Below are 23,747 nucleotides of genomic sequence, written 5' to 3' on the forward strand. Positions count from 1 at the left end.
TCGATCATTCATTCACCGCGAGAATTTCTTATATTTCAGCCGATGCGGGATGACGCTGTCGAGCCCCAGGCGACGCTTCTTGTCTTCCTCATAATCGGCGAAATTGCCCTCGAACCATTCGACATGGCTATCGCCCTCGAAGGCCAGCATATGCGTCGCGATGCGGTCGAGGAAGAAGCGGTCATGCGAGATGATGACCGCGCAGCCGGCGTAATCCACCAGCGCTTCTTCGAGCGCGCGCAGCGTGTCGACGTCGAGATCATTGGTCGGCTCGTCGAGCAGCAGAACATTGGCGCCCTGTTTCAAGATTTTGGCGAGATGCACGCGATTGCGCTCGCCGCCCGAGAGCATTCCGACCTTCTTCTGCTGGTCGGTTCCCTTGAAGTTGAAGGCGCCGCAATAGGCGCGCGAATTGATCTCGCGCTTGCCGAGATAGATGATGTCGTTGCCGCCGGAAATCTCTTCCCACACGGTCTTCTTGTCGTCGAGCGCGTCGCGCGACTGATCGACATAGCCGAGCTGCACGCTCTCGCCGACGGAGACGGCGCCATTGTCCGGCTTTTCCTGGCCGGTGATCATGCGGAACAAAGTCGTCTTGCCGGCGCCGTTGGGGCCGATCACGCCGACGATGCCGCCGGGCGGCAGCTTGAAGGAGAGATCGTCGATGAGCAGGCGATCGCCGAAGGCCTTGGACACATGCTCGATGTCGATGACATTGGCGCCGAGGCGCTCGGCCACCGGAATGACGATCTGCGCCGTCGTCGGCGCCTTCTCGTTCTGCTTGGCGACCAATTCCTCATAGCGCTGGATGCGCGCCTTGGATTTGGCCTGGCGGGCCTTGGGCGAGGCGGAGATCCACTCGCTCTCCGCCTCGAGCGCGCGCTGGCGGGCCTTGTCCTCGCTGCTCTCCTGCGCGAGGCGCTTCTGCTTCTGCTTCAGCCAGCTGGTGTAATTGCCCTCATAGGGAATGCCGCGGCCGCGATCGAGCTCGAGAATCCAACCCGTGACATTGTCGAGGAAGTAGCGGTCATGGGTGACGATCAATATCGCGCCCGGATAATTGCGCAAATGGCCCTCGAGCCAGTTCACCGTCTCGGCGTCGAGATGGTTGGTCGGCTCGTCGAGCAGCAGCATTTCCGGCTGCTCCAGCAGCAGGCGGCAGAGCGCCACGCGGCGCCGCTCGCCGCCCGAGAGCTTGGTCACATCGGCGTCGTCGGGGGCGCAGCCCAGCGCCTCCATGGCCTGGTCGACCTGGCTGTCGAGATCCCAGAGCCCCTTGGCCTCGATCTCGTCCTGCAGACGGGTCATCTCGTCCGCCGTCTCGTCGGAATAATTCACCGCGAGATCATTGTAGCGATCGAGAACGGCCTTCTTCTCGGCGACGCCCAGCATCACATTGCCGCGCACGTCGAGCTCTGGATCGAGCTGCGGCTCCTGCGGCAGATAGCCGACGCGCGCGCCCTCGGCGACGAAGCCCTCGCCGGTGAACTCCTTGTCCGTGCCGGCCATTATGCGAAGCAGAGTCGATTTGCCGGCGCCGTTGACGCCGAGCACGCCGATCTTGGCGTCCGGGTAGAAGGAGAGATTGACGTTGTCGAGGACCTTCTTGCCGCCCGGATAGGTCTTGGTGAGACCTTGCATATGATAGATGAACTGCCGCGCCATGGGTGATCCGGTCCTGCTGGAGAAAGAAACTGGGCGCGATGTTTAGCGCCTTTTGGGCGGAAGTGAAAACCGGCATTTTGGGCAGGGCCGCCGCCGCCGCGGAAGCTCCGTAGGGGGCCGGAAGTTGACAGCGACGGGGCTTTTCCGTCAGAGCTTGCCCGTCTCCAACGAGAGCGGCCTCATGCGCGTCTTCGTGACCGGCACAGCCGGATTCATCGGCTTCCATCTCGCAAGGAAACTGCTCGAGCGCGGCCACAGCGTCGACGGCTTCGACGGGATGACCCCTTATTACGATGTGACGCTGAAAGAGGCGCGCCACGCCGCGCTGGCGCGTTCCCCCGGATTTCGGCCCCATATCGCCATGCTCGAGGATATGGAGGCGCTGACCCGCGCCGTCACGGCGGCGGAACCCGAGGTCATCGTCCATCTCGCCGCGCAAGCCGGCGTTCGCTACAGCCTCGAGAATCCGCGCGCCTATGTCGACGCCAATCTCGTCGGCGGCTTCAATATTCTCGAGGTCGCGCGGATGCGGGGCGTCGCGCATCTGCTGATGGCGTCCACCAGCTCGGTCTATGGCGGCAATCAGGATGTGCCCTTTCTGGAGAGCGAGCGCGCCGATTTTCCCCTCACTCTCTACGCCGCCACGAAAAAGGCCAATGAGGCCATGGCGCATTCCTATGCGCATCTGTGGGCGATTCCGACGACCATGTTCCGCTTCTTCACCGTCTACGGCCCCTGGGGCCGGCCGGATATGGCGCTGTTCAAATTCGTCGACGCCATAGAGAAGGGCCGGCCGATCGACATCTACAATCGCGGCGAGATGCAGCGCGACTTCACCTATGTCGGCGATCTCGTCGAGGCGATCACGCGCCTCGTCGACCGGGCGCCGGCGATCGGCGCCGACGCATCGGTCTCGCCGGTCGCGCCTTTCCGCGTCGTCAACATCGGGCGCGGCGAGCCGATCGGCCTGCTCGATTTCATCGAGGCGATCGAGCGCAAATTGGGCAAGACCGCGATCCGCAACTACCTCGAGATGCAGAAGGGCGACGCCCCCCGCACTTTCGCCGATTGCTCGCTGCTCGAGCAGCTCACCGGCTATCGGCCGCAAACCTCTGTGGAAGAAGGGGTTTCGGCTTTTGTCGACTGGTATCGCGACTATTATGGCGCCGCCTGACGGCGGAGCCGTGAGCAATCCTTAACCATCTGTCTGAGACAAGACCGCAACCGCCGCGCGGAGGCGATTCGCCTCGAAGGCGCGGCCGCCGGCCCCGTTTCGGAGAACGTTCCATGGCCTTGGCTTGCACTTCGGGTCTCGACACCGGCTTCGTCGAGCTCGGCTATGCGAAAGTGGCGGCGCTCGGCGTCGTGCAGGGCATTACCGAGCTGCTCCCGATCTCCTCCACCGCGCATATGCGCATCGTGCCCGCCCTGCTCGGCTGGAAGGATCCGGGCTCGGCCTTCTCGGCCGCCATGCAGCTCGCCGCGCTCGCCGCCGTGGTCAGCTATTTCTGGCAGGATATTCGCGCGCTGGCCTTCGGCTCCGTTCGCGCTGCGCTGCGGCGCGATTTCAGCGACTGGAGCTTCCGCTTCGTCGTCTGGATCGCCCTCGCCACGATCCCCATCGGCCTCGCCGGCGTGGCTTTGTCAAGCGTTCTCAACACTTGCGGCTCGCCGCTGCGCTCGCTGCCGGTCATCGGCATCTCCTGCATCGTCATGGCGGCGCTGCTCGCCATCGCCGAGCTCTATTGCAACCACACCCGCACGCTGGACCATGTGAGCCTGAAGGATGCGCTGGTCGTCGGCTTCGCCCAGGTGGGCGCGCTGGTGCCGGGCGTCTCGCGCTCCGGCTCCACCTTGACCGCGGCCCTGTTCCTGGACCTCAAGCGCGAGCAGGCGGCGCAATTCTCCTTCCTGCTCGGCCTGCCGGCCATCACTTTGGCGGGCCTCAAGGAGCTCTACGAGCTGCACAAGGCCCATCTCGACGGCCATGGCTGGTCGGTGCTGGCGGTCGGCCTCGTCGTCGCCTCCATTTCGGCCTTCGCGGCCATATGGGGGCTGATGCGGTTTCTGGAGCGTTTCTCCACATGGCCCTTCGTCGCCTACCGGGCCTTCATCGGCGTGGTTCTGCTCGCCGGAGCCGCCACCGGCCTGCTGTCCTGAGCGGCGAGGGACGGGGCGCCGATTCGGTCGTTTCGGCGCCGCGATCTTTTATTTTTGTTCGCTTTGTCGGCGCCCGGCTCTTGCCCAAACAGGCCCTCGGGACCTAACATCGGAACCATGGTCGAGACCGCCACCCTCATTCGCCATGCTGGACCCGGCGACGCCGAGGCGATCACGCATGTGCACGACGCCTCCTGGCGGGACGCCTATCGCGGCGTCATCCCGGGCGGAGAGCTCGAGCGCATGATCGCCCGTCGCGGGCCGCAATGGTGGGCGCGGGCGATCGTGCGGGGCAGCGGCATTCTGGTGCTGGAATTCGACCAGGACGTCGTCGGCTATGTCACCTATGGGCGCAATCGCGTGCCCTCCATGCCCTATTCGGGCGAGATCTTCGAGATCTATCTTCTGCCCGAATATCAGGGCCTCGGCTTCGGCCGTCGCCTGTTCAACGCCGCGCGGCAGGAGCTCGCCGCGCATGGCTATCTCTCCACCATCGTCTGGGCCTTGGCCGATAACGACAAGGCTCTCGCCTTTTATCGGCGGCTCGGCGGCCTCACCGTCCGCCGCGCGGAGGAGCGCTTCGGCGACGACATGCTGGCGCGCGTCGCCTTCGGATTCGTCTCCGCGCCCGTCCGCTGAATTATCCCCACCTCCAGGAGCTGCTAGATGCGTCTCGACGCCATTGAAATCGGCGCGAATCCTCCATTCGAAGTCAATGTCGTGATCGAAGTGCCGCTCGGCGGCGAGCCGATCAAATATGAGCTCGACAAAGCCTCTGGAACGCTCGTCGTCGACCGTTTCCTCTATACGTCGATGCGCTATCCCGGCAATTACGGCTTCATTCCGCACACTCTGTCGGAAGACGGCGACCCCTGCGACGTGCTGGTCGCCAACACGCGGCCGATCGCGCCCGGCGCGCTGATCGCGGTGCGGCCGATCGGCGTGCTCTACATGCGCGACGAGGCCGGCGGCGACGAGAAGATCATCGCGGTCCCCGCGCCCAAGTTGACCAAGCGCTACGACAAAGTGGAGAACTACACCGACCTGCCCGACATCACGACGCGGCAGATCGAGCATTTCTTCGCCCATTATAAGGACCTCGAGCCCGGCAAATGGGTCGAGGCGGCCGGCTGGGGCGACGCGGACGCGGCCCGCAAGATCATCAATGAGGCGATCGAGCGGGCGAAAAAGGCCGAGTAGCAGAGAGCGAATAGAGAGTAGCGAGCAGCATGAACTATTCGCTGCTCGCTATTTCGCTACTCGCTCACCCCCTCGGCGCCGGCGGCGTGCGCGAGATCACGCCCTTCCGCATCGCCTCCGGCCGATCCTTCTTCGGCACGAGGCCGGTTTCCGAAGCCGTATAGCGGCGCGCCGATTCGATGAGATCGTCCACATCGGCGGCAGTGTCGAAATCGCCCAGCACATAGGTCCATTTGCCGCGGGCGGCCATGGCGACCGTGCAGGGGCGCGAGCAGACGCCGAGGCACTCCACCGGCTCGGCCGCCACGATCGCGCGATCCTCCGCGGACAGGCGCGCGTCGAAAGCCTCGAGCAGCGCCTTGCCCGGACGCGCCTCGGGATCGTCCTTGGCTCGGCAGACAGTGCACACATAGACAGTCGTTTTCGGGACAGTCGTTTTCGGGACAGTCGTTTCCGGCTGGCTCACATGACCTCCTTCACCGCCGCTCCGGCGGCTCACATTTTGGGCGGCTCATATTTGCATTGGGCCCCGCCGCCGGCCTTTTGCGCGATCTCGTCCGGGTCGATCGTGCAGTCGAGCGCGGAGACCGCAGCATAAATCGTTCCGGCGGCGCCTTCGGGCGGCGCACCGACCTCGAGCAGCGTCGCGAAGATTTCATGCGCGAGGCGGCCGGCGACCTGGACCTTCTTGTCGCCGAAGGTCAATTCGCACGCGTGCTGCGTGATGTCCACATTGCTCGCGCGGCAGCTGATCGCGTCGACGGCGACCTCTATGGTCTTGCCCTTGGGAAAAGCGATTTTCGCATGGCCGTCGGCGAGCGCCGCCAGCGCCGTCTTCTCCTTCGGCGTGACGCCCGGCGCATATTTGCCGACGAGCGCGGCGAGCGACAAAGCGCCGGCTCCATCCGTCGTGGCAGCGCCGGCGAACGCCGCGCCATTGGCCGCGAGAACAAAAAGGGCCGTCGAGAAAATCCGTTTCATGCGCAATTCCTCCGTCTCGGCGCGTCGCGCGCGAGTGGTGGAGGATCATCGCGCGCCCCGCCGAAATCAAGGCGAGGACGCAACAGAACTCAGGCGAGCGCGCCGCGGCTCTCGATCAGATCGCGCCGCTCGGAGGGCAGGCAAGGCTCGCGCTCGCCGCCGCAACATTCGCTGGAGAGGCGCGCGACATTCTCGATCGACACATCGCGCGTCTCCGTGCGGACGCCGATCTCACGCAGCTTGGCGAAAGCGCGCGACAGCGTCTCCTGCTTGACGCCGAGCCGCGCGGCGATGAGGCGCTTGTCATAAGGCAAGCGCACGCTGCAGCTTTCGGCGTTCGGCGGACATAGCGACAAGAGAAAACGCGCCAGCCTCTGCTCGGCGGTCTGCCCTTTGAGCGATTCGATCTCGCCGATGAGGCCGCTCAATTTGCGCGCCGCTTCTTCGATCACCGCCGATGCGAGCGCGGGAGATTCGCGCAGCATGAAACGAAAGCGCGGCGCCGAGAGCTTCATGAGATGGGCCTGGCCGATCGCTTCCGCGCCGACGCGATAGCTTTCGCCGTCCGGCGTCAACGCCTCATAGAGACTCTCGCCGACATTGCAGATATTGATGAGAGTCTCGTCGCCACAGGCGGCGGTGCGCGTCAGCTTCACGAATCCGTCGAGCACGATCGCCACATGAAGCGCATGGTCGCCTTGACGAAAAATCGTCTGTCCGTCTTCGAATTGTTCTAATTTGGCGTCGCGCGTGAGCCGCTGCATCGACTGTGCGTCGACAGTCGCAAACATCGGCACGTCTCGTAGAGACGGCGGCTCCAGCATCAGCGCGCTCCCGCGGTCGCCGACGATGTTCAGCGCAAATCGGCGCTTGTCCGTCGGTCATTGCGAGCAATCTATCGTGAAGCTTCCCCTCGGGAAAGCGGTCGTTCTGGACAGGAGGTCGCACGCGGCGCGCGCCGCAGACCGACGCCCGCCGCATAAAAACGGCGATCTGCTTTGAATTTCTAGCGTTTTCGCAAATCGCGCGGCGCTGTGCGGCCAATCGCGCGCGCTTTGTCTCGGCAATATTGCGCAGCGGCGGAGCGCCGCGAAATTCAATCGCCTAAGTATTTTCAGCAGCTAATCATGATATTTTTTTCGGCGCATCGCGTTCGAGCAGGAAGATCGCCTGTGCGCCGAACAGATTCCACACCCACCAAGGCGCGTTCACGCGGATCGGCGCGCCGGCGTGATCGAGCGCGACGCCGCGCTCTATATGCGCGCCGAGCGCTTCGACGAGATCGACGAAATCTCTTATCGTGCAAAGATGTATGTTCGGCGTGTCGTACCAGGCGTGCGACAGCGTCGAGGTCTGCGGCATCCGGCCTTTGGCCAATAGCGACAGCCGCACTTTCCATTGGCCGAAATTGGGGAAGGACACGATCGCGCGCCGGCCGATGCGCAGCATTTCGACCAGCACCTGACGCGGATGATGCGTCGCCTGCAGCGTCTGCGAGAGAATCACATAATCGAATCCATCGGTCGGATAATCGCGCAGATCCGTGTCGGCGTCGCCTTGAATCACCGACAAGCCTTTGGCCACGCAATCATTGACGCCGCGCTGCGACAATTCCACGCCGCGCCCGTCCACCTGCTTGGTGTCGGCCAGCAATTGCAGCAGCGCGCCGTCGCCGCAGCCGACATCGAGCACGCGGCTGCCCGGCGCGACCATCGCCGCGACCGCGGCGAGATCGAGACGAACCGGGCGCTGCTGCGCGCTCTTCGGAAAAATGGGGGCGTTCATCGGCTAAGCCTCCTCGGCCCGCGGCAGGCCGCGCGCCGCGGCGGCGGCCTCCAGGAAACCGCGCGTCGTCGCAATGAAATCCGGCTCATAGACGAGAAAGGCGTCATGCCCTTTGTCGCTGTCGATCTCGACGAAAGAGACCGAGGCGCCGCCCGCGTTGAGCGCATGGACGATGGCGCGCGAGGCGGAGGTCGGATAGAGCCAATCGGTGTTGAAGGAGACGACGCAAAAGCGCGTCCTCGTGCCCTTGAACGCCTGCGCCAGCGAGCCGCCGTAATCGGCCGCGAGATCGAAATAATCGCAGGCGCGCGTGACATAGAGATAGGAATTGGCGTCGAAGCGATCGACGAAGGCCATGCCCTGATAACGCAGATAATTCTCGATCTGGAAATCCGCGTCGAAGGAGAATGTCGGCGCCGCGCGGTCCTGCAGCTTGCGGCCGAACTTGCGTTGCAGCGCCGGCTCCGAGAGATAGGTGATATGCGCCGCCATGCGCGCCACGGCGAGGCCTTTCTCCGGCCGCACGCCCTGCTCGAGATAACGCCCTCCGCGCCAATCGGGATCGGCCATCACCGCCTGCCGGCCGACCTCGTGAAACGCGATATTCTGCGACGAGTGCTTGGGCGCCGTCGCGATCGGCATGGCCGAAAAGACGCGCTCGGGATAGCTCGCGGCCCATTGCAGCACCTGCATTCCGCCCATGGAGCCGCCAGCGACGCAAAAGAGCTGGTCTATCCCCAAATGGTCGATCAGCATCGCCTGGGCGCGCACCATATCGCGAATGGTGACGACCGGAAAATCGAGCCCATAGGGCCGGCCGGTCGCGGGATTGATCGAGGACGGCCCGGAAGAGCCGAGACAACCGCCGACGACATTGGAGCTGACGATGAAAAAACGCTCCGTGTCGAAAGGCTTGCCGGGGCCGACCATCACATCCCACCAGCCCGGCTTGCCGGTCAGCGGATGCACATTGGCGGCGTGCTGGTCGCCGGTCAGCGCATGGCACAGCAAAATGGCGTTGGAACGCTCTGCGTTCAATTCGCCATAGGCCTGATAGGCGATCGTCAAAGGCGTGACGCAGCCGCCGCCGTCGGTGACGAGCGGCCGGTCCGGCGGGAACTCGACGATGCGCCCATTGAGCGGGTCCGAAGAGGACAACGTCTCTATGGCGGGAAGCGCATTGGCCAAATTCTTCTCTCCTGTTCGATATGCCGAACAATTTGTTCGGCAGCATCGACGGCCGGGAGAAGAGTGTCAAGACCTCGGGTGTCGGGCGACCGGCCTCGGGGACGGATCGCCCGGTGAACGCCGAAAGGGGCGTTCACGCTCCACTCTGAAGCGATGGCCGGCGCAGCCCTCCCTGGCGCGAGCACGCCGGAGCGGGGTCCTGGGCTCACCGCGCCCCAGATTTGGGCGGCCCGGCGAAAGCCTGCGGCGGCAGGCCGGGATCGAAGCCCGACGAAGCGGCCCGGACTTCGACCGGCTTCGGCGGCGCGCTGTAGCGGCGCACTTCGGTCGTCGTCTCCTCATGGATCGTCTCGCGAAGCGTCGGCCTCGACCGCGCCTTCAGGACGGGCAGCCGCTTCGCCGGACGCGCGATGCTCGCCACCGTCGTCGGCGACGCGAGCCGGTCGCCGACCGCCGGAGCCGGGAAAGGCGCGTCGCCGCCGCTGCGAGCGGCCTCGACCACTCGCTCGACAGTGGCGGCCTCGGCGGCGCGCAGCCGCGAGAACCAATCGGCGAATTGCCGTTCGGTGACGCCCTTGCGGCACAGACGCAGCCGGATCGAAGCGGGAATCTCATCGCCGCGGACGATCGTCGTCGCCGTGGCTTCGGGCCGGGCGACAGCGCGCAGATCGTCGACCCATTGCCAGGCGAAGGCGCAGCGCGTTCCTTCCGGCCCCGGCCCGACGGCGAGGCCGAAGGGTCCGAGATCATTGCGCAACGGCTTGGCGACGATGCGCATTCGCGTCGCCGGAAAGCGCAGCGACAGCTCTTGGCGCACGCCCTCCTCCGTGGGCTTGCCCATGGGAATCGCGCCCTCGCGGCCGCCGCCGGCCGGCGCCGTGCGAATGTCGACGGTCATCTCGTTCCAGCCCTTGCCCATCACGGCGCGGTCGAGCGCGACGCTCTGGCGCCAGCCATTGGCGTAGCGGCGCTCCTCGAGGCCGCCGCGCACGCGCGCCTCGGCCGGCAGCGCCAGAATGGCGGCGGCGCCGCTGCGCGCCTCGACGCCCCGCGCCGGCGGCGCGCCGGCGGTGGCTCCGGTGGGCGTCGGATCGACGGCCAGAATGCCGCGCGTCGGCGAGCAGGCGGAAAGGCCGAGGGCGAGCAGAAAGAGCGGCGGCGAATGTCTGAAAAATTGTCTCATGAGGAAATCTCCAAAAGGATCAACGAGTCTGGCTCTGCTTGGACGCCGGCAGCGAGAGGACGGCGGCGAGGTTCGGCGGCGGCGGCGCGGCGCCATAGCGGGTGCGCGGCGCCATTGCGGTGGCGACGTGCTCGGCCGCGCCGGCCGTCAGCTTGGCGCCGGCATCCGCCTTCTGCTGGCCGATCCAGGCCGGATCGGCCTCCTGATTGGCCCATTGCGTGCCGACGGGGGCCACTTGCTCGGAGGCCGGCGGCCAAGTGGCGAGATCGACGGCGTTCCAGCTCGGCGAGAGCAAAAAGCCATAGCGCTCGGAGGGCATGGGCCCGACCCCTGGAACGCGCCGCGCCACAAGCGGCGCCTTGCCCGGCTGCGGCTCCGCCCTCAGGCCGACAGGCGCCGGCGAGCCCGCGGCCGAGCGCGCCTGCGCCAGCGGCTGGAAGCGCAGCGGATTCTCCGCCGCGACGGCGATGGGGAACTTGCCGCGCACGGCTTTCAGCACGCGCTCGCGCTGCTGCGCCTGCGCCGCCACCTTGGCGGCGTCGGGCGTCGTCGCCTCTTTCTTGTCGGCCTCGACGCGCAGGCGATCGCGCTCGGCGGCGAGCGCCGGGCCGGCCGGCCCCGGCACGACATAGCCGGCCATCTTCACCGCCGGCCCATGCGCCTTGGCGGCGATGCGCGAATCGCAGGGGAAAGGCGGATGATAATAATCATCCGGGAACAGCAGCTCGACGAGCTTGGGGAACAGCCCGTCATAGCGATTGATGAGCTCGAGCGCCTCCTTGTCCTGGCGCAGACGCTTCAACGTCAGCACATAGCCATAGACGGTCGCCTCTTTCGGAAACCAGGCGACCGCGCGCTCGAACCAGAAGCGCGCGACGTCGAACTGGCAGGAATTATAGGCGTACCAGCCGAGGCCCTGCGCGCCTTCGCCGGAGGCCGATTCGATCGTCACCGCCGCATAGCGGGCGAGGCGCGCCGGCTCGAGATAGGGCGGCGTCTCCTGGGTGAGATCGCGCTCCAGAAGATCGAGAAAGAGAATGCCATTGTTCACCAGCGGCGCGCGCCAGGCATAGGCCACCTCCTCCGCCTCGCGGCGCAGATCGAGCGCGCGCAGCGTATGGGCGAGCCCATGCGCGATCATGGCGTCGCCGCCATGCTCGATCGCCGCTTTGAAGGATTCGAGCGCGGCGCGAAAATCGCGGCGCTTATATTGCAGCCAGGCGACGAGGCCGAGCTGCTGCGGCTCGCGCGTCAGCTTGGCGAAGCTCTCGAAGCGTTGCAGCTCCTGCGGCGAAATCTCGTCCTTGCGCTCGTCGCGCAGCACGGCGACGATGCGCGCGCGGGTGATGTCGATCGCCACCGGGGCGAATTCGTCCTCCGGCTCTTTGGAGCTCTTGCGCGCTTCGACCAGCAGAGCCTCGACATCGCCCATATGCAGCGCGGCCATCGCCTTCTGCATGGTCGCGAGCCGAATATGCTTGTCCTCATTGGAGGCGAAGATCGATTTATACACATCGATCGCCTCGCTGATCTGACCTGTGCGGGCGAAGGCTTCGGCGATCGTCCATTGCGATTCGACATCGGCGTTGGCGGCGAAAAAGCGACTGTCGCGCGCGAAGGAGGCGATGTCGAGCCAGCGCCCCTCGCGCCAGAAGGCGAATATTTTGTTGCGCTGCTCCTTCTGCTCGAGCTTGCGCATGAGATCGGCGGAAGGGCGCCAGCCGGGCATGTCCTTGCGGCGCGCTCCGATGATCTCGTGCAATTCGTCGAGCTTGTCGGCAGCGAACAGCTCCCACAGACCCGCCTCGTCGACGTCGCCGCGACGCGGGCCATAGAGATCGGCCGGCGGCTCGAAATTAGGATAGAGCCGACGCAGCCGCGAGAATTCGGCGCGCACGCGGGCGCGCTGATCGAGCGAAGCGTAATAGCGCAATGCGAGATCGTCGGGCTTTTCGCGCTCGGATGTCGCGCCGGCCGCGGCCGTCTGACGAACGATGAAAGGAGCGCGCTCACCCTCCCCTTTAGGGGGAGGGTCGGACCGCGAAGCGGTCCGGGGTGGGGTTCCACGAAGAAGACTCGGCGGAAGCACCCCCTCCCGAGCGCCTTCGGCGCTCGACCTCCCCCCTCGAGGGAGAGGTGGTGAAAACGCCTCTTCCGGCGCCTTTTCGACGACAAATTGCGGAGCGGCGCCCTCGGCGTGGAGCGCCGAAGGGGCCGCCGACGAAGTGGCGGCGCAGGCCGCGAGAAGGAGGGCTCTCAATTGGCGAGACACGACGAATACCTCATTTGCGCAGCGAGCAGCGCCAGCAGATGCAGAGTGGCGGGGTAATAGTCTTCATTGGCTCTCGGCGCGGCGAAATCGGCGGGCAGCTTGCCGCCGTCGACGACGCAGGAAACCAGCGCGGCGATCGACGCTATGCCGCCGCCGCCGAACTGGCCGACATCCTTGCCGGAAGCGACGTCGACGATCGGCGGCGCCTCCTTGGCGCGCTGCGCCCAGGCGAGAAAGGGCGCGTAATGGGCGCGCTCGCCGACGCCGGCCCAGGCGAGATAGAGCGGAATGCGCACGGCGTTATAGGCGAACTCCGGCGCGAAGCCCTCCGCCGGCCGCGCCCGCCAGCCCTCGAGCGCGATCCAATCGGCGGGCAGAGTCTGCGGCGTCGGCCGCGACGCCTCGAGCAGATCGAGACCGGTCTGCGTGAGGCCCGCCCAATCGACCTCCGGCGCGACGCTGTCGAGCCGCGCCAAGGCCGGGAAAACATAATAGGAGAGATTGACCACAGGCCCGTCGGAGCGATCCGAGGCGTTGAAGCCGGCGACCGCCGGCAGCAGCAGCGCCCCCATCTTGGTCTTGAACAGCACCACTTTGCGCGACAGCTCGACGGCGATGCGCCGCGCCGCCATGCGCAGCGGCAAATCGTCCCAATATTCCGCCGCCTCCGCGAGCGCCCAGGCGATCAGGAGATCGCCGTCCGAGGCGTTGTTCATGTCGCCGACGGCGGGACGATGCTGCGGATCGAAGCGCCAGGCGACGAGCTCGTCGTTGCGCACCATGAGATTGGCGCGCGTCCAGCCCCACAGGCGATCGAATGTGGCGCGATCATTGGCGGCGACGGCGAGCAGCATGGCGTAGCCCTGCCCCTCACTATGGCTCACATGGTCATTGGCCGTGTCTATGACGCGGCCCTGCTCGGCGATGAAGCGCTTTTTATACGCCATCCACGCCTCGGGCGATTTCAGCGCGCCGCCGAGCTTGATCTTATGCGCGTCGAGCGAGAGCGGAACGCCGATCGCGGCGGAGATTTCCGCGATCGGCTCGGCGCGCGTGACGGCCGGCGCGAGAGCGACGGCGAGGCCGAGAGCGGCGACGGCGAGTGACGCAATTCTCATCTCGAGCTCCTTCCGATATTGCGCGTCAGCCATCGCGTGGAGGCGGCGAAGAGCGCGGCGACGAGAATTGCGAGGCCCACATAGACGCCGGGATGCAGCGACATCCATCCGGCGGCGATGAGCCGAAGATTGCCGAAGGACAAAGGCCGCGTGACGATGAAGCGCGGACTGTCGGCGCCGCTCGCCGCGACGGCGGCGTCCGTCATGTCGAGCATCGCGAGCTGGCCCTGCACGCGGCGCGAGACGCGCGGATCGACGAGACAGGCGGAGGCCTCCGCCAGAGTCGCAGCGTTGGGCGCGGTGACGATGGTCCAGACATCCTTGGCCGTGTCGCCGAGGATCGTCTGGCTCATCGCCAGCGAGGCGCGCTGCGGAGCGACGCGGTCGGCGGCCTCCGCCTCGAAGCCGGCGCGCAGCCATTGCGCGGCGTCGGCGACGCGCGCCGCGCTCCACACGCCGGCGACGCGCAGCCGCTCGACGACGCCATAACCCCAATGGCCCTCGCGGCGCAGATCGTCGCGCCAGGCCTCGAGCAGGTCCCGCTCGCCATCGGGGCGCTCCAGACGGCCGACGGGCGTCGTGCCGACGGGCGCGAAATCGACGCGCTCCGCCTCGCCGGAGGGAGGCGGAGGCGCGCTCGCTCCTCCCGACTGCGCGGTGATCGTCTTGTCGAGCATGTTGCGCGGCGCATAGCAGGCCATGGGAAAATTGCGCTGCAGGACGAAGCGATTGCGCGCCGCGATCTCGAGCGGCGACAGCCGCTTCTCCGACGCTTTGCGGCGATCGGCGGTCAGATGCGGCCCCCATGCCTCGCGCAATGTGTCGGCCGGCATGTCGAGACGTTGCAACAGCGCGGCGTCGAAAGAATCGAGCGGCGCGACGGCGAGCGTCGGCCCCTGGCCTTCGCCGGGCGGCGTATCGACGATCTCGAAATCGATCGGCTTGCCGGCGGCGATGGCGAAATGCGCGACGATCGTCGCCGCCGCGCCCACAGCGTCGGAATCGAGCGACGGCATATAGAGCTTCGGCCGTCCCTTGGCGCCCGCATAAGGGAAGCCGCCGGACGCCGTCACCGCGAGATCGGGCATTTGCGCGATGCGGGCGATCGGCGGCAGCTCGATCTCCGTCTCGTCGAGGAAGAGGAAGCGCTTGGCCGCGCGCATCGCCGCCAGCGGATCGCAATCGGCGTCCCGGCGCGTCGGCACATGCGCCTCGATCTCGATGCGATTGAGGCCAGGCTTCAGAAAGCCGAGCGGCAAGGGCAGCGGATTGTCGCGGAAGACGTCGCCCGACGCCTTCAGGAGATTGAGGCTCACCGCCGTGCGCTCGTCCACCTTGACGACGATCTGCGCATTGGAGTCGAGCCCCGCCGCATAGCCGCCGGCGAGGCGCAGCAGCGCATTTCCGTAATCGGCCGCATAGAAATCCGGCGGCATGACGATGTTGAAGGCCGCTCGATAGAGACGCCCGGTGAATTCCTCGCTGGCGACGCCGAGATCGCGCAGCTTCACCTTGCGTCCGCCGTCGAGCCGATAGCCCGGAAAGGCGGCGGAAGCGCGCAGCCCTTGCGGCGAGCCCTTGGGCGCGGCCGAGACGAGGAGACGGCGGATCGCCTCATCCACTTGCGCGGATGTCGCGCCCGTCACCACAATGCCGGCGCGACGGCCGGGCGCGGCCGGCAGCACGAAAGCGCGCGGCTCGTCTATGGGGCCGGCGCGCGAAAGATCGACGCGGCCGGCGAGCTCGGCGGCGGCGCCGACGAAGAGATTGACGCCATAGCGTCCGCCCGCGGCGGGGCCGGCGTCGACGACCGGCTGCTCGAAACGGCCGGCGAGCGAAATCGCTTGCGCCGCGCGCAACATGCGCTCGATCTCGAGAGGCTTGGCGTTGGCGCCGAGCACGGCGCGGATCGGCAGCGCGCCCTGCTCGTCCGGCGGCAGCGCGCCGAGATCGGAGAGGCTGACGACGCCCGGATCGTCCTCCGGCAGCACCAGGCCGGTCTCGGTCGGATCGATCTGCGTCCACAATTCATAGGTCGCCTCGAGCGAGCAATCGACGCGATGGCGCTGGCTCGTCGCGATGCGCACCGAATTGAAGCCGGGACGCATCACGCCCGGCGGAATGTCGAAGACGATGGTCTCCACTTCCTGCACCGCGCGGATCGGCGTGTCGCCGATCGTCTGATCGTTGATCGTCAGAGTGAGCGCGGAGGCCTCCGGCATCACCGACACGGCGGCGAGATAGCCGATGCGAAATTGCAGACGGCGCGACGCCTGCGCCTCGGTGACATAGATCGGCCATTCGGACGAGCCGATCTCGCCGGCGAGGCGGTAGCCCTGAATATTATTGGTGAGATGCCGCAGCATCGCGCCGGCGACGATCGGCCGCGGCGGCGCGACAGGCGCTGCGGCCGGCGTTTCCACCGCCGCGATGCGGGACGGCTCGCGCGCGGCGAAACGCGCGGGGATGATGGGCTGGAGGCGGGTCGCGGCCTGCCGCGGCCGCTCGACTTGCAGATGGAACAGCTGCTCTTGCGGCGCCGTCGTGAAAATCGCCTGGGCGGAGGCCGCGATCGGCGTCAGCGCCGTCGTGGCCGCGAGCAGAGCGGCGCGGAGTCGGTACTTCATTTTGGCGCTCATTTTTACGAGAATGGTCTTGTCGACGAGAATGGACTTGCGAAAAAGGTCAGGCGCTTTCGTTTCTCACGGAGCGCTCGCGCTCTATCGCGGGCGGCGTTTTCACTTTCGACGGCGGCCGCAGGCGGGGTTGGCGGCGGCCGAAGATCGACGGAAGCTCGGCGATGGGCGGCGGCTCGCTCCGCGCCGCCTCGCCTGCGCGGGGGCGCAGATAGCCGAAGGCGCGCAAGGGCTCGATCGCGCCCCACCAGAGGAACTGCGCCGTGCCGGCGACAATGCCCTTGTGCTTGCGCCGCGCCGCCTGGAAGCGCTCGAGCGCCGTGGCGTCGCCATACATGAGATCGGCGAGCGCGAGATGATCCTGCGGCTGCGTGAGCGCGAAGACGATGTGGCGGTGCCCGTCCGCCGCGACGCCGACGATGCGCGCGGAAAGGCTCGGACGGCGCGCGGCGTCGACGACCGAGTCGATGAAGAAGCGCCCTTCCGTCTGTTTCGCCGCGGCGAGCGCTTCGGCGTCCGCCTCTGTCGCCGCGCGCAGGCGACAGCCGCCGGCGGAGACTTCCTCTATCGCGACGCGAACATGCTCCTCGCCGAGAGCGAGCGCGCCGCGCCGCTCGACGGGAAGGCTCGGATGCTTCTCGCGGCGGCGACGCTCCGCCACGGCGCCGAGCGCGACGCCGGCGGTGACGAGATTGAAGAAGTTCCATAGCCCGACGAAGACGATCAGCTGGCGCACGCCGGGCTCGGCCACGCAACGATAGACGGCGACGACAGCGCCGATGGCGAGCAGGCCATAAATGGCGAAGAAAGGCCAAGCGAGCTCCGAGAGACGATCCTGCGCTCGCGTCGCGCCTTTCTCCGTCACGCAGAAGGAGGGGCTGTGCGGCCGCAGAAGCACAGAGAGGATCGCTTTCGACAAAAACACGCCCTGGCAATATTCGTAGAGTTCCGACACCCAGGGCCAGCGCACGCGGCCGAAGAGATAATTCTGCAGCATCGCGTTCACGACGACATAGGTCGCCGTATAGGCGATCGCCTCTTCTATGTTGGAGACGAAAATCTTGACGTCGAAGAGAATGAAGGCGAGCGGCGCCAGCATGAAGACCAGACGCGGGAAGGGAAAGAACCAGAAGCTCATGCTCGACAGATAGCCGAGCCGCTGCAAGGGCTCGAGGCCGCGCTTCAGCAGTGGATTGCGCAGCAGCAGAATTTGCAGCATTCCCTGGCACCAGCGCACGCGCTGGCCGATGAAGGCGGCGAAAGTCTGAGGCTGCAATCCCGCGACGAGCGGCTTGTCGACATAGACGCTGGTCCAGCCCTGCGCATGAAGCTCGAGCGCCGTCTCGCAATCTTCGGTGACGGAGACGCCGGAGAAGCCGCCGGCCTCGTCCAGCGCGGCGCGGCGCAGCAGAGCCGCCGAACCGCAGAAGAAGGCCGCGTTCCATTTGTCCAATCCGCGCTGCGTGACGCCATAGAACATCTCGTTCTCGGACGGCATATGGCGGAAGGTGCGCAGATTCTGCTCGATCGGATCGGGATTGAGGAAGACATGCGGCGTCTGCACGAGGAAGAGCCGATCATCCTCGAAGAAATAGCCGATCGTCTCACGCAGAAAGGAACGAAACGGCGCGTGATCGGCGTCCAGCACGACGACGATGTCGCCATCGATATGCTCGAGCGCCGCGTTGAGATTGCCGGCCTTGGCGCGCTCGTTATGCTCTCTGGTGAGATAATAGCAGCCGAGCGCAGCGCAGAGCTCCTGCAAGGATGCGCGGCGGGCGCGGGCGCGCTCGGCGATCTCGGGATCGGGATGCGCGCATTTTTGCTCCGTGCCGCCGTCGTCGAGCAGAAAGACATTCAGCCGGTCGGCAGGATAATCCATGGATTTCGCCGCGGCGAGAGTCGTCGCGAGAATGGAGGCGCTCTCGTCATAGCTCGGGACCAGCACATCGACCGCCGGCAGAGCCTCGTCCTCTATCTGCGGCGCCGGCTCGCGCTTCAGCGGCTCGGCGTTGACGACGAGGGTGAGGAGCAGCATCGCCACGCAATAGAGCTCGGCGGCGAGCAATATGGAGCCGCAAGTGAAGCCGACAGGATCGGAGAGCGGCGGCAGGGTGGAGGTGACGCGCCAATAGACATAGCGCAGCACCACGAACAGCGCGAGCGCGATAAACAGCTGGCGCGCTTCCGCGCCGCGCGCGAACTTCCACACAAAGGCCAGCAGCATGATGACAGAAAGGCTCGTCGCCAGCTGCGCCTGCACGCTCACCGGCTGTGTGGCGAGCGCGACGGCGACGGCGCCGAGAAGGAGAAAGGAGAGGAAGCGCAAGAGAGACATGGCGACGCCTTCGAGCAAAGACGAACAATGAAAAGGTACGGCCGTGAAATCTGCGGCCGTCGATTTTAGAAAGCGATATGCGTGTCCAGAATTCCATAGGCGCCGCCGCCGCGCACGCGATCGCGCAGATAGCCGCTGGAGAGGCCGATCTGCAGCGCGCCGAATTTCAATCCGGTGAGATGCGCGCCGGCGCGCCATTGCGCGAAATAATCATCGCCGAGCGCCAGCGCCTCCGGTCCGACATAGACGTAATCGGCGAGCTCCACGCCGAATTTCAGCCGCGTGTAATAGGAATTATGCACGGTCGAATAATAGGCGATGAGCGCGACCATGGTGGATTCGGTCGGCCGCGCGAAGGCCTCGACGCCGACCTTGGCGCCGACGGAAACGCCGCGCACCTGATTGCCCGGATCGAAAGGCGACAGGCTGTGATTCATCACATCCGGGCCGACATAGAAAGCGACGCCACCCTGATTGGAGACGACCTCGTAGCCGACCATGAAGGAGCCGTCCTCCAGCGTTCCATTCACGCGGCCATAGCCGGAATTGCTGGGAATGAAAGCGGCGCCGACGGGGATGTAGACCGGAAGATCGCTGGCGTCATAAGCATATTTGCCGATGACGGTGGAGACGCGAATGCGTGGGCCGCTCTCCACGAGCGATCCGAAAGGCGCGATCTTGCCGATGGCGGCGCCGGCGATCGAATTGCGCGACGTTCCGTCGACGGAAAGGTCGATGGAGACCGTCGGCCGAGGCGTCGCCGGCGGCGGCGCCTCGGCGGGAACGCCCGTATACCAATCGGCGGCGCGCGCCGTCGAGCAGAGCGCCGCGCACAATGCGAGCGGCAGAGCCGTTTTCGAGAGCATCATGACTCTTCATTCCCAGGCCCGATCGAACGGCGCGCGCGGGAACGACCGCGTTACATTCGCGTCTCTCGATCAAGAGCGCCTGACATGGCGCCTTCCTTAAGAATGGAGGTTAATGGGACAATGTTTATTGAATGCTTTCGCGCTTCGCAAAGAAGCCGTTATGCCTAATGCGCGGTACTGCTCAGCTCGCGCACGCGCTTCAGAGCGCCTCTATCGTGGCCGTGAGATGCGCGAGATCCTCGCTGCGCGAGAGGCGATGATCGCCTTCCATCACCAAGGTCAGCACGACGGGATCGCTCGCGAGACAATCCATCAGCCGCAGCGCATGGCGATAGGGCACATCCTCGTCGCGCATCCCCTGCAAGATATGCACGGGCGCATTCACACGGATGACGTCGTCCAGCATGAGATGCGCGCGACCTTCCTCGATGAGCCGGCGCGTGATCGGCGTTGGCTCCGGCGAATAGGGCGAAGGCCGCAACCATGCGCCGTCTTCGAGAATCGCGCGGCGAATATCGTCGTCGGCGTTGTTCCAGACGAGCTCTTGCGTGAAATCGACGGCGGGCGCGATCAGCACGAGAGCGTGCAGGCGGCGGCCCTGCTCGGCGAGTCGACGCGCCATCAGCAGAGCGAGCCAGCCGCCCATGGAGCTGCCGACGAGAATTTGCGGGCCGCGCGTCGAAGCGTCGAAGACGGCGAGACTCTGCGCCAGCCAATCGCCGATCGTTCCATCCTCGAAGCGTCCGCTCGATTCGCCATGGCCGGAATAATCGAAGCGCAGAAAAGCGCGCCCCTCGCGCTCCGCCCATGCGTCGAGATGCGCGGCCTTGGAACCCAGCATGTCGGATTTGAAACCGCCGAGCAGCATGACGCCGGGACGCTCCGCCCCAGCCCCATGCGCAGCGCGAAGGCGCCGGGCGATGCGCCAGGGCGCCCGCCCCTCGAGGGCGAGTTCGATGAAGCTCAGCCCCTCCTCGACGCCGTCCACAGCCATCGTCTCCCCGCCGGGCGAATGCGCCCGCTCTCGCTATTAACGAAAAATGTGCTTTTCTTCAAAGTCATGCTCCGGCGGCCGGGCCTTATTGCTGGCTCATTTCTACGGCGAAGAAGGCCCCGGCCTCTCTCGACCGCGGCGAGGTTCTCGTTTACTGGGCAAGATCGCTCCATGCTAGAGAATTTCCACGCCTTCCCTTCGACCAGCCGCCCTCTCGCCGGGCGGACGATCTTGCAGATCGTGCCCGATCTCCAGTCGGGCGGCGCGGAGCGCACGACCATCGACATCGCCGAGGCGCTGCATATAGCGGGCGCGCGGGCGCTCGTCGCCTCGGAGGGCGGCCGCATGGTCAGCGAGCTGCAGGCCAAGGGCGGCGTGTGGCTGCCCTTTCCCGCCGCGACCAAAAACCCGCTCGCCATGGCGCTGAATTCCTTCCGCCTCGCCCGCATTCTGCGCGAGGAGGGCGTGGATATCGTCCATGCGCGCTCGCGCGCCTGCGCCTGGGTCGCGCATCACGCGGCGCGGCGCGCGGGCGCGCGCTTCGCCACCACCTTCCACAGCATCTACGGCGGTGCCTCCGCCATCAAGCAGCGCTATAATTCCATCATGGCGGCGGGCGATCTCGTCATCGCCAATTCGCATTTCACCGCCCGCCATATCGCCGAGCTCTATCCGCAGGCGAGGCAGCGCATCGTCGTCATCGCGCGCGGGCTCGATCTGCGCGCCTTCTCGCCCTCCGCCGTCGAGCCCGCCCGCGTCGAGCGCGTGCGCGCGTCATGGGGCGTCGCGCGACACGAGCGCGTCGTGCTGCTGCCGGCGCGGCTCTCGGCGCGCAAGGGCCATCTCGCGCTCGTCGACGCGGCGAAGCTGCTCCTCGCCGAAGGATTTTCCGATGTGCGCTTCGTGCTGGCGGGCGATGCGCCCAACGCCGCTTTTCGCGCCAATGTGGAGGCGCATATCGCGCGCGCCGGGCTCGAGGAAATCATGCGCGCGCCGGGCTATTGCGCCGATATGCCGGCCGCCTATCTCGCCGCCGCCGTCGCCGTCGCGCCCTCGACGACGCCCGAGGCTTTCGGCCGCGTCGCCATAGAGGCGCAGGCGATGGGCGCGCCGGTCATCGTCTCCGATCTCGGCGCGGCGATCGAGACCGTGCTCGCCCCGCCGCAGGTCGATGCGACGCAGGCGACCGGCTGGCGCACGCCGGCCGGCGACGCCGCCGCTCTGGCGCAGGCGATTCGCGAGGCGCTGGAGCTGCGCCCCTCCGCTCGCGAGGCGCTGACGGCGCGCGCGCGGCGGCATGTGCAGACGCATTTTTCCGTCGAACGCATGTGCGCTGCGACGCTCGACGCCTATGAGCGGCTGCTCATCGGACGCGCGCTGTGAAGCGGCTGCGGAAGAAATGGTTCGACCTCACCCCCATGAAGCGGATATTCTCCTTTCATAAAAACATTCTAGCGATCGATCGCAGCGCGACAAAGGAGTTGGCGGATGGCATATGATCTCATCGTCATCGGCACGGGCCCGGGCGGCTATGTCTGCGCGATTCGCGCGGCGCAGCTCGGCCTCAAGACCGCCGTCGTCGAGAAGCGCGCCACCCATGGCGGCACTTGCGGCAATGTCGGCTGCATTCCCTCCAAGGCGCTGCTGCACGCCTCGCATATGTTCGCGGAGACGAGCCACGGCCTCGCCGATCTCGGCGTGATCGTCGAGCCGCCGCGGCTCGATCTCGAGAAAATGATGAAGCACAAGGCCGACACGGTCGCCGCCAATGTCGGCGGCGTCGCCTTTCTGTTCAAGAAGAACAAGATCGATTCGTTCCATGGCGTCGGCCGCATTCTCGGCGCCGGGCGCGTCGAGGTGACGGGCGAGAATGGCGCGACGCAGATTCTCGAATCGCAATATATCGTCATAGCGACAGGCTCCGCCGTGGCGCCGCTGCGCGATGTCGACGGCAAGGAGATCGCCTTCGACGAGAAGCAGATTCTCTCCTCCACCGGGGCGCTGGAGCTCGAATCGGTCCCCAAGCATCTCGTCGTCGTCGGCGCGGGGGTCATAGGCCTCGAGCTCGGCTCGGTCTGGCGCCGGCTCGGCGCGCAGGTGACGGTGATCGAATATCTCGACCGCATATTGCCGGGCGCCGACGCCGAGGTCGCGACCCGCTTCCAGAAGATTCTCGAGAAGGAGGGCTTCGCCTTCCATCTCGCCGCCAAGGTCACGAAGATCGACAAGACGCCGGAGGGCGTCTCCGTCTCCTACGCCTCCACCAAGGGCGGCGGCGGCACGCCGATAACGGCCGACGCCGTGCTGATCGCCACAGGGCGCATTCCCTATACGGCGGGCCTCGGCCTCGAGGAGGCGGGCGTCGCCACCGAGCGCGGGCGAATCGTCATCGACGAGCATTTCCGCACCAATGTGGCGGGCATTTTCGCCATCGGCGATGTGGTGCGCGGCGCCATGCTCGCCCATAAAGCCGAGGAGGAGGGCGTCGCCGTGGCGGAAATCCTCGCCGGCCAGGCGGGACATGTGAATTACGGGGTCATTCCGTCTGTGGTCTATACGATGCCGGAGGTCGCCTGGGTGGGTCTGACCGAGGAAGAGGCGAAATCGGCGGGAATCGCCTATAACGTCGGCAAATTCCCCTTCGCCGCCAATGGCCGCGCGCGCGCCAGTCGGCAGACGGAGGGATTCGTCAAAGTGCTGGCCGACGCCGCCACAGACCGCGTGATCGGCGTGCATATTCTCGGCTCGGACGCCGGCGAGCTGATCGCCGAAGGCGGCGTGCTGATGGAATTCTCCGGCGCGGCGGAAGACCTCGCCCGTACCTGCCATGCGCATCCGACGCTGTCGGAAGCGATCAAGGAAGCGGCGCTCGGCGTCGCCAAGCGCTCGATCCATATGTGACAGGCTCGCAATTCCAGCCCCCTCGTCCTGAGGCGCTTTTTGCGGAACGCGAAAAGCCTCGAAGGGCGCTCCAGGTGACGGGGCGAGGCCGCCCTTCGAGACGCCCGCTATGCGGGCTCCTCAGGGCGAGGGGCCGGCCTCGACGCCCTCAATGTAAACGGAACTCCTTGTCCACCAAGGAGATTTCCGCCGGGCGAATAAGCCCGCTATGCGCCACCTGCACCGAATGGAGCCGGCCGTCGAGGCTCCTCTGCCAAAAATCCAGAAACTTCCGCAATTGCGGAAATTCAGGCTGCAGATCGTAGTCCTGCCAGATGTAGGACTGCATGATCGCGGGGTGATCGGGCAGACGATAGAAAATATTGGCCGTCGTCAGCCCATAGCCTTCGAGCATACGGCGAAATTCGCGCGACGCCATGAGACGCCTCCTCTTCGATCGCGTGAGAACGATAGGTTC

20 protein-coding genes are annotated in these 23,747 nt (G+C 66.1%); 6 read left to right on the forward strand and 14 right to left on the reverse strand.

Annotated elements, in window-relative coordinates:
- Nucleotides 1–12: 12 nt before the first annotated feature.
- Nucleotides 13–1,665, reverse strand: a complete 1,653-nt coding sequence (gene ettA, locus KP010_RS07990) for an energy-dependent translational throttle protein EttA (protein ID WP_142863535.1) — start codon at nt 1,663–1,665, stop codon at nt 13–15.
- A 181-nt stretch (nt 1,666–1,846) separates the two neighbouring features.
- On the opposite strand from ettA, the gene KP010_RS07995 reads away from it, so the two are divergent.
- The 4 genes from KP010_RS07995 to ppa all read left to right on the forward strand — a co-directional run bounded on the left by KP010_RS07995 (nt 1,847) and on the right by ppa (nt 5,025).
- On the forward strand, nt 1,847–2,839 hold the full coding sequence (locus KP010_RS07995; protein WP_142863534.1) for an NAD-dependent epimerase/dehydratase family protein: 993 nt from the start codon (nt 1,847–1,849) through the stop codon (nt 2,837–2,839).
- A 113-nt stretch (nt 2,840–2,952) separates the two neighbouring features.
- Nucleotides 2,953–3,825, forward strand: coding sequence for an undecaprenyl-diphosphatase UppP (uppP, locus tag KP010_RS08000; protein ID WP_142863533.1), 873 nt, complete (start codon nt 2,953–2,955; stop codon nt 3,823–3,825).
- A 117-nt stretch (nt 3,826–3,942) separates the two neighbouring features.
- Entirely contained in the window at nt 3,943–4,464 is a 522-nt protein-coding gene (locus KP010_RS08005; RefSeq protein ID WP_036293876.1) for a GNAT family N-acetyltransferase, read from the forward strand.
- Nucleotides 4,465–4,491: 27 nt separating this feature from the next.
- Nucleotides 4,492–5,025, forward strand: coding sequence for an inorganic diphosphatase (gene ppa, locus KP010_RS08010; protein WP_108915689.1), 534 nt, complete (start codon nt 4,492–4,494; stop codon nt 5,023–5,025).
- 64 nt (nt 5,026–5,089) lie between these two features.
- Here the strand turns inward: ppa and KP010_RS08015 are convergent, their stop codons facing one another.
- The 12 genes from KP010_RS08015 to KP010_RS08070 form a co-directional block, all read right to left on the reverse strand.
- Nucleotides 5,090–5,491: a DUF1636 domain-containing protein gene (locus tag KP010_RS08015; protein WP_142863532.1), complete on the reverse strand. Its 402-nt coding sequence runs from the start codon at nt 5,489–5,491 to the stop codon at nt 5,090–5,092.
- Between the two features lie 29 nt (nt 5,492–5,520).
- Nucleotides 5,521–6,006 (reverse strand): hypothetical protein, encoded by a 486-nt coding sequence (locus tag KP010_RS08020; RefSeq protein ID WP_108915687.1) that lies wholly within the window; start codon nt 6,004–6,006, stop codon nt 5,521–5,523.
- Between the two features lie 89 nt (nt 6,007–6,095).
- Entirely contained in the window at nt 6,096–6,797 is a 702-nt protein-coding gene (locus KP010_RS08025) for a Crp/Fnr family transcriptional regulator (protein ID WP_108915686.1), read from the reverse strand.
- A gap of 334 nt (nt 6,798–7,131) precedes the next feature.
- The gene (gene metW / locus KP010_RS08030; protein WP_108915685.1) at nt 7,132–7,791 is read right to left on the reverse strand and encodes a methionine biosynthesis protein MetW; all 660 of its coding nucleotides are present in this window, start codon (nt 7,789–7,791) and stop codon (nt 7,132–7,134) included.
- Between the two features lie 3 nt (nt 7,792–7,794).
- Nucleotides 7,795–8,958 (reverse strand): homoserine O-acetyltransferase, encoded by a 1,164-nt coding sequence (locus tag KP010_RS08035; protein ID WP_370464660.1) that lies wholly within the window; start codon nt 8,956–8,958, stop codon nt 7,795–7,797.
- A 226-nt stretch (nt 8,959–9,184) separates the two neighbouring features.
- Nucleotides 9,185–10,162: a cellulose biosynthesis protein BcsN gene (gene bcsN / locus KP010_RS08040; RefSeq protein WP_142863531.1), complete on the reverse strand. Its 978-nt coding sequence runs from the start codon at nt 10,160–10,162 to the stop codon at nt 9,185–9,187.
- A gap of 19 nt (nt 10,163–10,181) precedes the next feature.
- A complete protein-coding gene (locus KP010_RS08045) occupies nt 10,182–12,095 on the reverse strand; it encodes a hypothetical protein (protein WP_142863530.1) in 1,914 nt (637 codons plus the stop codon).
- Nucleotides 12,096–12,418: 323 nt separating this feature from the next.
- A complete protein-coding gene (locus tag KP010_RS08050) occupies nt 12,419–13,552 on the reverse strand; it encodes a glycosyl hydrolase family 8 (protein ID WP_246659905.1) in 1,134 nt (377 codons plus the stop codon).
- Nucleotides 13,549–16,179 carry a cellulose biosynthesis cyclic di-GMP-binding regulatory protein BcsB gene (locus KP010_RS08055; protein ID WP_142863528.1) on the reverse strand — a complete coding sequence of 877 codons (2,631 nt, stop codon included), beginning with the start codon at nt 16,177–16,179 and terminating at the stop codon, nt 13,549–13,551. The genes KP010_RS08050 and KP010_RS08055 overlap by 4 nt, the downstream gene beginning before the upstream one ends.
- A gap of 58 nt (nt 16,180–16,237) precedes the next feature.
- The gene (gene bcsA, locus KP010_RS08060) at nt 16,238–18,526 is read right to left on the reverse strand and encodes a UDP-forming cellulose synthase catalytic subunit (protein ID WP_216280726.1); all 2,289 of its coding nucleotides are present in this window, start codon (nt 18,524–18,526) and stop codon (nt 16,238–16,240) included.
- Nucleotides 18,527–18,591: 65 nt separating this feature from the next.
- Complete coding sequence (bcsS, locus tag KP010_RS08065) at nt 18,592–19,395, reverse strand: cellulose biosynthesis protein BcsS (protein WP_142863526.1); 804 nt, start codon at nt 19,393–19,395, stop codon at nt 18,592–18,594.
- A 199-nt stretch (nt 19,396–19,594) separates the two neighbouring features.
- On the reverse strand, nt 19,595–20,389 hold the full coding sequence (locus KP010_RS08070; protein WP_142863525.1) for a carboxylesterase: 795 nt from the start codon (nt 20,387–20,389) through the stop codon (nt 19,595–19,597).
- 171 nt (nt 20,390–20,560) lie between these two features.
- On the opposite strand from KP010_RS08070, the gene KP010_RS08075 reads away from it, so the two are divergent.
- Nucleotides 20,561–21,772 carry a glycosyltransferase family 4 protein gene (locus KP010_RS08075; protein ID WP_142863524.1) on the forward strand — a complete coding sequence of 404 codons (1,212 nt, stop codon included), beginning with the start codon at nt 20,561–20,563 and terminating at the stop codon, nt 21,770–21,772.
- A gap of 105 nt (nt 21,773–21,877) precedes the next feature.
- Nucleotides 21,878–23,290: a dihydrolipoyl dehydrogenase gene (lpdA, locus tag KP010_RS08080; RefSeq protein WP_142863523.1), complete on the forward strand. Its 1,413-nt coding sequence runs from the start codon at nt 21,878–21,880 to the stop codon at nt 23,288–23,290.
- A gap of 148 nt (nt 23,291–23,438) precedes the next feature.
- On the opposite strand, the gene KP010_RS08085 is transcribed toward lpdA, so the two are convergent.
- Nucleotides 23,439–23,708 (reverse strand): usg protein, encoded by a 270-nt coding sequence (locus KP010_RS08085; RefSeq protein ID WP_036293855.1) that lies wholly within the window; start codon nt 23,706–23,708, stop codon nt 23,439–23,441.
- Nucleotides 23,709–23,747 lie beyond the last annotated feature (39 nt).

Source organism: Methylosinus sp. KRF6 (assembly GCF_018887255.1).
GTDB lineage: Bacteria > Pseudomonadota > Alphaproteobacteria > Rhizobiales > Beijerinckiaceae > Methylosinus > Methylosinus sporium.